Origin of the sequence: Microcoleus sp. D3_18a_C4, assembly GCF_036702415.1 — a bacterium.
Classification (GTDB): domain Bacteria; phylum Cyanobacteriota; class Cyanobacteriia; order Cyanobacteriales; family Microcoleaceae; genus Microcoleus.
In genome coordinates, this window is the sequence record NZ_JAUBTI010000155.1 from 1 (window position 1) to 11,585 (window position 11,585).

5 protein-coding genes are annotated in these 11,585 nt (G+C 44.1%); 2 read left to right on the forward strand and 3 right to left on the reverse strand.

What is annotated here, in order from left to right; genetic code table 11:
* Positions 1-185 precede the first annotated feature (185 nt).
* Both QUB16_RS31630 and QUB16_RS31635 read right to left on the reverse strand, forming a co-directional pair.
* Entirely contained in the window at positions 186-1,286 is a 1,101-nt protein-coding gene (locus tag QUB16_RS31630; RefSeq protein ID WP_333322232.1) for a glycosyl transferase, read from the reverse strand.
* Between the two features lie 166 nt (positions 1,287-1,452).
* Positions 1,453-2,466, reverse strand: a complete 1,014-nt coding sequence (locus QUB16_RS31635) for a hypothetical protein (RefSeq protein WP_333322227.1) — start codon at positions 2,464-2,466, stop codon at positions 1,453-1,455.
* Between the two features lie 122 nt (positions 2,467-2,588).
* Between QUB16_RS31635 and QUB16_RS31640 the strand changes: the two genes are divergently transcribed.
* Positions 2,589-3,155, forward strand: a complete 567-nt coding sequence (locus QUB16_RS31640) for a hypothetical protein (protein ID WP_333322228.1) — start codon at positions 2,589-2,591, stop codon at positions 3,153-3,155.
* 4 nt (positions 3,156-3,159) lie between these two features.
* Here the strand turns inward: QUB16_RS31640 and QUB16_RS31645 are convergent, their stop codons facing one another.
* Positions 3,160-8,493, reverse strand: coding sequence for an AAA family ATPase (locus QUB16_RS31645; RefSeq protein ID WP_333322230.1), 5,334 nt, complete (start codon positions 8,491-8,493; stop codon positions 3,160-3,162).
* A 448-nt stretch (positions 8,494-8,941) separates the two neighbouring features.
* Here QUB16_RS31645 and QUB16_RS31650 point away from each other — a divergent pair, with 448 nt between their 5' ends.
* Positions 8,942-11,410 carry an ATP-dependent Clp protease ATP-binding subunit gene (locus tag QUB16_RS31650; RefSeq protein ID WP_333322231.1) on the forward strand — a complete coding sequence of 823 codons (2,469 nt, stop codon included), beginning with the start codon at positions 8,942-8,944 and terminating at the stop codon, positions 11,408-11,410.
* Positions 11,411-11,585: the final 175 nt, after the last annotated feature.

Consider the following 11,585-nt stretch of genomic DNA (forward strand, 5'->3'; position numbering starts at 1 on the left):
GTCCCCGCTCGCGTATTGTACAATACGCGAGCGGGGACGCTCGCACTGTAAATGCAAAACTGAGATGCTCCCCACGGGCACAACCTACCACTACCACTACTACCACTACTGGTATATTAGACCTCTCCAATAATTATTGTGGAACAGGCATCCTGCCTGTTCAAAACTTACTATTCGGTCGAGGTCTAATAAAAATAGTCTACAACAGCTTGGGCGACATCCTCCGTACCATTTTTATCCAATTTATCCGACAAACAGGGGGGATGCAGCGGTTGTCGCAAAAACTCCCAATCCCCCTCAAAAAACTCCGTCGCCGTCAAAATTTGATGTTCCGCATAATTTTGAATCCCTTCCAGCAACACCGCAGCTTCTGCAAAACCTTCTCTCCTTATAGAAACAACAGGTATTTCCAAGCGCAAAGCTTCCGCAAAAGTGCTGTATCCCGGTTTAGAAACTAAGCGCCCGCAGACAGGCATAATATCAACCGGACGGGGTAAAATCGGGAGAGATTTTGCAAACTCCTGATTTTTGACTTTAATCAAATTCGGCAAATCGGGAGCGCCCGCATCAAAAGTAATAAATTGCCAGTCGCTAAATTGCTGTAAATTTTGATAAGGAATTTCCTCTAAACCCAATCCGCCGAAAGTCAACAATACAGTTTTTTCCAGCGGTGTTTCGATGCCGAATACTTCCCGAATTTTTTCGTTACTGTAGCGAGGATTGCCGCCAGTCAAGCCCACATCTTGAATATTTGGGAAAGCTGGCATCGGTTCGTGCAAAGGAAGACGAAAAAGGCGATCGCACATTCCGAAACACTCACCAATCCAATCTGCCATTTCTAGAAATTCCCCGCCCCAATCGCGATAGATAAAATCCCACCCAAAATTGCTCATCATCCAGCAAGGAACCCCAGCCGCTGCTGCCATTCGCGTTGCCAAAGGAGGAATATCTGCCAGCACCAAACCCACCCGATTTTGCTTGATAAAATTAACTTCGCTGGCAATTAGGGAATTTTGCTTTTTCCGAATTTCCCGCAATTTTTCCAGCGTCGCGTCTTTATCCATATTCAAACTGTCAGCTTGCACGACTCCGACATCAAAAGCGCGGGGACGGTGGATAAAGTCGCCCGTAATATAAGATTCTAGCAGCCAGCGAGGTGCTGTTGTTGTGATAATTAGTAAGATATCTGGATTTAATTCTTGAATTTTTGCAGCTACGGAGGAGACTCGGACAGCGTGCCCGAATCCGTGATTTGTGATGGCAATATATAATGTTGGTCGAGACATTGATAATAGGGAATTAGGAATTGGGAATTGGGAATTGGGCATCGGCCAAACAGGGAATTGGGAATTGGAGGTAGAGACTGGAAGCCAACAAGGCCAAGCTTCAAGGGACGCACAACCAACAATGACACAATTAATAACTAATGAATATCGAATATGCAAGAACTCATCAATCGCGCGCACCCTCAGACCAAACAGGTAATTGATTAATTTTGTCCAGGGTTATATCTACATACTTTTTACCGTCCGCTGCTAGATTTTCCCCAAAATATCCCTCATCGCCGTCGTGCTTGTGAGGGCCGCTCAAAGCTGCTGCATAGCGGCCTTGCAAACGAGCTTGGTTGAAAGGAGAAGTCGCGTACCAGTACCAGCGACTCGGAAAAACTATGCCGCCAATATCCTCAATTGAATCGCGAGTGCCGCGAAAGTGGAAAATGCGATCGGCCTCTGCAAAACCATTTTCTCCCGAAAACACGCCTCCAACCGAAACAACCGTAATTTCTGCCTTCAGCCATTCTTTAAGATAGCGAGTAGCACCCAAAGCAACTTGGGCGCCGCCGCTAGTGCCAATTAAAATAACTTTCAAAGGTTGTTGAGGATTAACTGAAATGGGAGATTGAGCATTCATGCGATCGATAATTGCCTTAGCCATTCCCTGATTGTATGCAAACCCGTAGCGATAATCTAGAGAAATGGCAAACCTCCAGAGATTGCGAATTTTAATGAATATATCCCCCGCAATCGGCCCGCTTTTTGCCTGTTCTGCAAACCGCCAAAAAGGAGCTAGCCACCGCTCTCCTCCTAAACTTTTGTTAGAGGCTGAATAAGGAAAAACATCGCCCACTGCTACGCACTGCGGGTGACTTTTCACTAAACGCTTGAGAAAAAACTCTTCACCAGGGGTTAATTCATCCCCCGAAAAATCGCCAACTCCCGGTAAAAAGATTATATAACAATTGATCGGCGAAGACTTGCGGGCTTCTAAATTGCCCTTGTTTGAGGGCAATATCTCCGGCGGATTTTTCTTGATACCAAACGTTTCGGCACTTTGATTCAGCCACCATATAACAGTTCCCACCGGCGAAAGAATGCCCCAAACTAACAGGATTACGCCTGCGATGAGCAACAAATTTAAACTTCCCCCGCGCAGCCATGCAAGTATCCGTAAAATCAATCTTAGCATTTAATAAAATCTGGTAGAATGCCAATTAATTACCTAATTACCTAGAAATAGTTCGGTGATTCTGCTGTATTAGAGCTTATTTTGTAAAAGTTGTCAACTATCTTGAGGAGCAGGAGTTCAACGTGAAGGGAGAAGATTCAATTGCAGGCTTGGGGGCAACGCTTTGGAACGCACTTTCTTTGAATGGCAATTTTTACGAAAAAACTCCCTACACTCGCAGAACTAAGCGGATAGCTTTAACAATTGTAATTTTAGCTGCGCTGTCCCGCGTTTTGGGCAGTGCCGTCATTTTGTTAATCAATCGAACTGAGCTATCAGTGTTATTTTTAGCACTTTGGATAGATGGTTTGGCAATCGCGGGGGGTTATTATTTTTGGACTTTCACTATCTTTAAAATCGGGGAGTGGCTGAAACCGGGTCACGTAGCTTATAGGGAGTTGTTGGTTCCGATCGGGTTTGCTTACGCGCCCCAAGTGCTGAATTTCTTAACCTTAATTCCCTTGCTGGGAGAAGGAATAGAGCGGATATTAGCTGTGTGGAGTTTGCTAGCTGTAATTGTGGCGGTTCGCCAAGGTTTGGATATTCAAACTCGCTGGGCGGTGTTAATTTGTTTTGTGGGTTGGCCGTTGATTCAAATTGCGATCGGCTTTGTGAAAGTAATTGAACAGTTGCTTTCACGATGGCTTTAATTCATCAATACGGCAGCAGTATAGTAAACTCGCTTCCCTCTCCGGGTTCCGACTTGCCAATTAACTTTCCTCCATGTTGTTCAACCACAATTTGATAACTGATAGACAATCCCAAACCCGTCCCCTTACCTACCTCTTTAGTAGTAAAAAACGGGTCAAATATTTTACCCAGTACCTCCGAACTCATCCCCACACCATTATCAACAATGCGAATCGCTACTTGATTTCCTTCGGCGACTTCAGTCCAAATCTGAATTGTCGAGTCAAATTCTTTCCCTCTTTCGCGAGACAAAGCATCAATCGCATTAGTCAGTACATTCATAAATACCTGATTAATTTCTCCCGGATAGCAGTTAACTAAAGGCAAATTGCCGTACTCCTTGATCACTTGAATATCAATTAATTTGTGATCCAAAATCATCAACGTGCTGTCGATACCTTCGTGGAGATTAACCCATTTTCTATCTGATTCATCTAGCCGAGAAAAGTTTCGCAGCGACAGCACAATATCGCGAACTCTCGCAGCCCCAAATCTCATTGACTCTATCATTTTAGTGAAATCAGTCATCAAAAAATCTAAATCTATTTGCTCTGTTTCATTGACTATTTCTTGCACGGGATTTGGGTAATTATTTTGGTATAAACGTAGTAAATGTAGTAAGTTTTCAGCGTATTCATTGGTGTAATATAAATTTCCATAAATAAAGTTAATCGGGTTATTAATTTCGTGAGCAATTCCCCCGACCACTTGCCCTAAACTGGACATTTTTTCACTTTGAATTAGCTGCAATTGAGTGTGGCGAAGTTCTTCCAATGCAGTATGCAATTTCTCAGTTCTTTGCGCTACTCGCGTTTCCAGAATAGTATAAAAACGGGCATTTTCTAGAGAAATAGCTGCTTGTGCAGACAATATTCCCAAAAGTTCAAGCCTGTCGCTAGTAAAAGCACCTTTGGTTAAATTATTTTCTAAATAAAACATTCCCGTAAGGTTGCCTTGATGGATAATTGGCAATACCAGGATAGACAGGGGGTGATTGCTCGCAATATACGGGTCATATTGAAATTGATCGGATCGTGTAGCATCATCTAAAACTAAGTATTTTCTGGTTCTTTCTACATAGTCAATTAAGGAAATTGGGAGGAGATCAGATTCCGCAATAGGGAGAGATTGCAACAGAGTGACATCATTAAACTCACCTGTAAGTCCAGCTTCTATGAATAATTGATTACCTGTCTGGGCAAGAAATAATACTTTTTGAGCGCCTGCGTTTTCCTTCACAAGCTGTACGAGTTTCTCTAGCAAACGGCTGAGGATAATTTCGCTCGAAACAGCTTGAGATGCTTTGACAACAGTTGGTAAATCCAGCACCAAACTATTGTTGATAGTAGTTGTGGCAGTCGTGACCACATTTTTATATATTGCTTCTTGATTGCGATCGACTAAATAATGATAACGGGATTCTAAGTATTTAACTTTTGCTGTAGCTCCCCAGCGGATGTAGGCATAATAAGCTTTTCTCACATAAGTTCGAGCAATTATCTCTTTATCCCAAGATTGATAAAACTCTCCCGCTAATTCATAAGCTAATGCTTCTTCTTGGATGTAACCGTTAGCAGCCGCTCCTTTAATAGCTAAGTCATAATAATCCATAGCTGCAAGTTTATCGCTGAAAAGTCGAGCTTTCTCAGCTTCAACTAACTCGTACTTGTGCTGATAATTCATGGGTGCATGGTATGCCCACTTTTTCATAATTTGCTGATTAGAGTTAACAATAGCTAAGTCTGCTTCTTGATTGTCACTGTCAGGATAGTGAGCGAGGATAGCCAGCGAATAGTAGAAATTGTGTACCCCAACAGTGATTAAGCCGATCGCCCCATCTGCATATTCTGCCGCTAATTTACCGCTGGCAACAGCCGCAGCATAATCTTTAAGTAAATAAAGCACCATCAATTTAGCAACATAAGCTGCAAACAGCGACATTCGATTATTTTCTTTCTGCCAACGCGACATCACAGCAGGTTCATCCAACCTGCCGCTAACTAATCGTACTTGCTCTGCTGTTTGGCTTCTTAAGCTTGAAGCAATTACTTGCCAAATTTTAGCATAACCTATGGCAAATTCGTGTTTATTTTTCAGCACCAACTCCATATAAACGGTTTGTTTGTCTTTTACCAATTCTAGCGGTTCTCCCACCACAAACAAATTGGTAATATAGTGCATAGAATTATAAACTGCCCATTCTAAATCCCCAGTCTCGATACCAACTTTCATTCCTTCTATAAATGAAGCAAGTGTATTCTTAGTAGACTCTTTCCAGATTCTGATATGAGCATTAAACATTACATAAACCTTAGCTTTTTGTTGGCTAGCATTAAATTGTTCTAGCAGCTTTAAAGCGATTAGTCCAGCGTAGTAGCCAGCTTCGATTTCGCCTTCGAGGCCGCACAGCATCATTCCATAAAGAGTATAGGGAAAAGTAGCTAATGCTGAATGACCGCGATCGATACAAAGATTGACCATAGTCAAGACGAGGGAGGAAACAATTTCTGGTTTGGCAATATAAGCAGGAGGATAGAGGGCTGTCAGGATTTCCATAGTTGCCAGTTGATAAGGATCTGTCATAACTGGCAGGTTTTCTAATTCCTCAATTCGCGGCAATTTGGGCACTGCAATGGTTGGGCTATCTAATAGGTTTACTCCCAGCATTTCCAGCACTTCTAAACCTGTTTCAACAGCTTTTAGCATCTGGCTTTGAGCCTGATAAAATAGGATCTTTAGCTGATACACTTTCACTATGTCAAGCTGGTTTTTAGCCGATCGCAAAACCACTTCTGCCAAATTTTCTGCTTGCTCGAAATTGGTGTTTAAATATTCCGCTTCCAGCGTCTCTACATACAGCCGCAGCGTCATGCTATAGTTGCGATCCCAGCTATCAGGTGCTAATAAGGAAATTCCCACATTCAAATACTTAACAGCGGGTTCATAAGCGTTAGCTGCTTTTGCCTTATGTCCAGCCATTAAATTTAATCCTGCTAATTCCTCTTTTTCTGATGGCAGGCTTAGACACTCACTTCCTACATTCAACTGGTTGATAATATCAAAAATTTTCTCTTCTACTTTATCGGGTGGCGTATTTTCAAACAACAATTTACCGATGCTAAGATGAGTGGCTTTCTTTTCATTATCAGGAATCAGCGAATATGCAGCTTGCTGGACGCGATCGTGCAAAAATTTATAGCCGATTCGCGAAGAATCGAAAGTTAAATTAAATCCGGCTTCTCCATCTAAAAATAAAGGAATGAGGTAACTCTCATTCAAGGGAAGTATTAACCCCGCTTGCAACGCATCCCAGAGTTCAGTCGCAGTGACTGACGGAGATTTTGCGTTGACAGTAGAGAGAACATCTAAAGTGAATTTGTCCCCAACACAAGCCCCCAATTTCAAAACTTGTTGTGTAGTCTCTGGCAATTGTTGAATCCGACTGGCTACCAGTTCAACTACACTCTTATCTGTGATGCCAATAGCGTGAATATCCTCAATGTTCCACTGCCACTGCCCTTTTATTCCGGGAGACAGCAGCCTGGGAAAGTCAAATCTCAAAAGTTTTTCTTGATAAAGAGTGTTGAGCAATTGCGTCAAGAAAAAAGGATTGCCACCACTCTTATTCCAAATTAACTCCGCTAAAGGTTGAATTCTTTCTGAGTCATTCAATGTCTCAGAAATTAACTCAGTCACATGAGCTAAAGAAAGAGGTTCCAGCACTAAATTGTGGAGAATAATCCCCGTTTTTTGAAGGTACTCTACTGTTTGCATTAAAGGATGGGTAGAGCTAACTTCATGGTCTCGATAGGCTCCAATTAATAGTAAATATCTGCTATCTGGGTCAGTCGCCAGCAATTCCATTAATTTCAATGTCGCTGAATCTGACCACTGCAAGTCATCGATAAATATGACTAAGGGATGCTCTTTTCGCGCGAATACGTGGATAAATTCTTTGAATAGCCTGTTAAAGCGGTTTTGTGCTTCTGTGGGGGCAAGTTCCGCAACCGCAGGCTGTTTGCCAATTACCAATTCTAGTTCGGGAATCACGTCAATAATTACTTGTCCGGCATCGCCTAGTGCGGCTAAAAGTTTATCTTGCCAATCTTGTAATTTTTTGATATTTTCCGTAAGTAACTGCTGGATCAAAGATTGAAAAGCTTGAATTAAAGATGCGTAAGGTATATTCCGCTTGAATTGGTCAAATTTACCTGAAATAAAATAACCCCGCTGTCTGGTGATGGGTTTTTGAATTTCGCTAACTACGGCCGATTTGCCTATACCTGCATAACCCGACACTAATATCAGTTCAATTTGGGAAGGGGAATAATTTTCTTCGCAAGGATTAGCTACACGTTCAAATGCTGCCAATAGTTCGCTGACTTGTTTTTCGCGACCGTACAATTTTTGAGGAATCAACAACTGACTCAATATATCTAAGTTTCCGGGCGTAAAATAGACTATCTTGCCTGTAGTTTCTAACTGATGCAAACAATTTTCTAAATCCGCTAACAATCCGCCTGCTGTTTGATATCTATTTTCGGCATTTTTAGCCATTAATTTCATCACAATTTGTGAAATTGCTGGTGGAATGTCGGACTTAATTTGCTCCGGTAAAATTGCTTGAGAAGCTATGTGACTGTAAACTATTTCTAAAGGGTCGTTACTCATAAATGGTAATTGACCTGTCAGCATTTCATATAAGGTAATCCCGATAGAATAAAAGTCGGTGCGGTAGTCGAGGGTGCGGTTCATTCTCCCGGTTTGTTCGGGAGACATATAAGCAAAAGTACCGACTATAGAGTTAATATTATTTATTTGGGGATTTTCTTTGGACAATCGTGAAGCAATCCCGAAATCTGTCAGTTTAATAATTCCTGTTTCGCTGTTGATGATGATATTGCTAGGCTTAATATCTTTGTGAATAATTTTTTGAAGGTGCAGATATTCTAAGGCTTTTATGAGTTGAATGCCCAACCTCAAACAGGTGATGACTTCGAGCTTTTGTCGGGACAGGAGGCGATCGAGAGATTCGCCATCAAAGTCTTCTAAAAGCAAGCCGAGACGGTTGTCAAAGGTTTCTAGGCTAAGGACTTTAACTAGGCCCGGATGGTCTAAATGTTGGCGAATGCGATACTCGTGCTTGATCCGGGTAATTGCATCGAGGGTGGGATATTCAGCTTTCAGGATTTTGAGTACGGTTGTATCCTGGTGGGTGGGGATTTTTCCTCGATAAATAATCGTTTCGATACCTTCGTGGAGAGTGGAGTGGATTTGGTATTGCGAGAGAAATTGCATGGAGTTCTGCTGAGAGTTGAAAATATATGTGATTCTAGTCTGTGTTCGCTGTTGACTGTGGGCTGTTGGCTGACGGCACTACCACCCTCCCTCAACAGTCAAAAATCTTGACATGGCAACTGTTATATGCTTCATTCAACCATGTACTTAGGCAAACAAAAATCAAGCTTAATTTACTGGAACAAGAATATGATTTATACATAACAATGATATTATTCATGCAATCCAGCCATTTTGCTACTATTATTCTCAATTAATATCCGATCGACAGCGGACGGCAACCACACCCCTACTATTCGGGTCTCCCCACTGTCCCTACCCCCTTAGCAAGATACATTGTTAGAGAACGAAATACACAAAAATTTACATCTATAATTTGTGTAGTGTTCCAAATCGCTCCTCACCAGCAGCGATACAGCCCTCGCCAAGACAGTAGGATAGAAAAAATATGTTTGAACGCTTTACAGAACAAGCCATTAAAGCAATCATGCTAGCCCAAGAGGAAGCGCGGCGCCTCGGTCACAATTTTGTAGGCACCGAGCAAATTCTTCTGGGACTCGTCGGCGAAGGCACTGGCATCGCTGCAAAAGTATTACTGGATATGGGCCTCAACTTGAAAGAGGCGCGCAATGAAATCGAAAATATCATCGGTAGAGGTTCCGGGTTCCTCCCGCCAGAAATTCCTTTCACACCCCGCGTCAAGCGCATTTTTGAGACGGCCCTCAACGAAGCGCGGCAGTTAGGGCACAATTACATCGGCACCGAGCACATCCTGCTAGGGCTGATTCAGGACGATGAAGGGGTGGCGGCGAAGGTGCTGCAAAACTTGGGAATCGATCGCCAGAGAGTCCGCACCCAGGTAATTCGTGCCGTGGGAGAAGTCGCGGCGGTACCCGGAGGTAGGGGAGATAGCGGCGATCGCAAAATCCCGACTTTAGAAGAATTTGGCACAAACCTGACCAAGTTAGCCGCAGCAGGCAAACTCGATCCCGTCGTGGGCCGCGAAAATGAAATCGAGCGTGTGATCCAAGTGCTCGGCCGCCGCACGAAGAACAATCCAGTGTTAGTAGGCGAACCGGGAGTCGGCAAAACAGCCCTCGCCGAAGGCCTAGCCCAGCGGATTGTTAACAGAAACGTCCCGGAAATTTTAGAAGACAAACAAGTAATCAGCCTCGATATGGGTTCGCTGATTGCTGGTACAAAGTTCCGAGGCGAATTTGAAGAACGGCTGACGAAAATCATGGCCGAAATTCGCGCGGCCGGCAACATCATTCTGGTCATCGATGAAATTCACACCTTAGTCGGTGCAGGCGCAATTCAAGGTAGCATGGACGCATCCAATATGCTCAAACCAGCCCTTGCCAGAGGCGAATTGCAGTGTGTCGGCGCAACAACCTTGGACGAATATCGCAAGCACATCGAGCGCGACGCTGCCTTAGAACGGCGCTTCCAACCGATCAAAGTCGGTGAACCGAGCGTGGCTGAAACAATAGAAATATTGTACGGCTTGCGATCGGCTTACGAACAGCATCACAGACTGACAATTTCCGACGCAGCTTTAGAAGCAGCGGCTACACTGTCAGACAGATACATTAACGATCGGTTTTTGCCAGACAAGGCGATCGACTTAATTGACGAAGCAGGTTCCCGCGTCCGCGTGATGAATTCGCAAACCCCCCCCGAAGTTAAAGAGCTCAAAAAGCAACTGCCTGCAGTAACAAAAGAAAAAGATGCAGCCGTGCGCGAGCAAGACTTCGACAAAGCTGGAAAATTGCGCGATCGCGAATTAGAAATTGAAGCCGAAATCGCCGAAGCGACGATCAACAAAAGCCAAGTCAAAACTTCTCCCATCGTCACCGAAGAAGACATCGCCCACATCGTGGCTAATTGGACGGGAGTACCGGTCAGCAAGCTGACAGAATCCGAATCAGAATTGCTGCTGCACATGGAAGACACGCTGCACCAGCGCTTGATCGGTCAAGAAGAAGCTGTCAGCGCAGTTTCTAGGGCCATCCGCCGCGCGCGCGTAGGCTTGAAAAATCCCAATCGCCCGATCGCCAGTTTCATCTTTTCCGGCCCCACAGGCGTGGGCAAAACGGAACTTACAAAAGCCCTAGCAACATATTTCTTCGGTTCCGAAGAAGCCATGATTCGGTTAGATATGTCCGAATTCATGGAACGCCACACGGTTTCCAAACTCATCGGTTCGCCTCCGGGTTACGTCGGCTACGACGAAGGCGGCCAACTAACAGAAGCAGTCCGGCGCCGTCCTTACACAGTCATCTTGTTCGACGAAATCGAAAAAGCTCACCCGGATGTCTTCAACATGATGCTGCAAATCTTGGAAGACGGCCGCTTAACTGATGCTAAAGGTCGGACAGTAGACTTTAAGAATACCCTGCTGATCATGACCTCAAACATCGGTTCGCGAGTGATTGAAAAAGGCGGCGGCGGTCTCGGTTTCGAGTTTGCTGAAAGTGCCGCAGACGGGCAGTACAACCGCGTTCGCAGCTTGGTAAACGAAGAACTGAAACAGTTTTTCCGTCCCGAATTTATCAACCGCTTGGATGAGATTATCGTCTTCCGCCAGTTGAACAGGGAAGAAGTGAAGCAGATTGCGGACATTATGTTGCAGCAAGTCTTCAGCCGCTTAACAGAACAGGGTATTACTTTGTCGGTGACAGACCGATTCAAGGACTTGTTAGTTACAGAAGGCTACAATCCCAGCTACGGTGCTCGACCTTTGCGCCGCGCAATCATGCGGTTGTTGGAAGATGTACTGGCTGAGGAAATGCTGTCTGGGAAGCTGAAAGACGGTCAAAAGGCGATCGTTGATGTGGATGAAAACGGTCAGGTTAAGGTAGTGCCCGATGGTTCATCTGAGCCAAAATTGCCCGAATTCGCATTAAGCCATTAATGCACTCTACCAACGGATAAATACTGTTGATTAAAAACCCGGTTTCTTCGAGAAACCGGGTTTTTAATTAAAAAATACCAGTAAAAAAAAAGCAACTTAGGAATGAGAATTAAATAACTTAGAATTTTGATGGTTCTTGTGGGATGGGCGTCCCGCCCGTCCAGAAAGGGCGGGC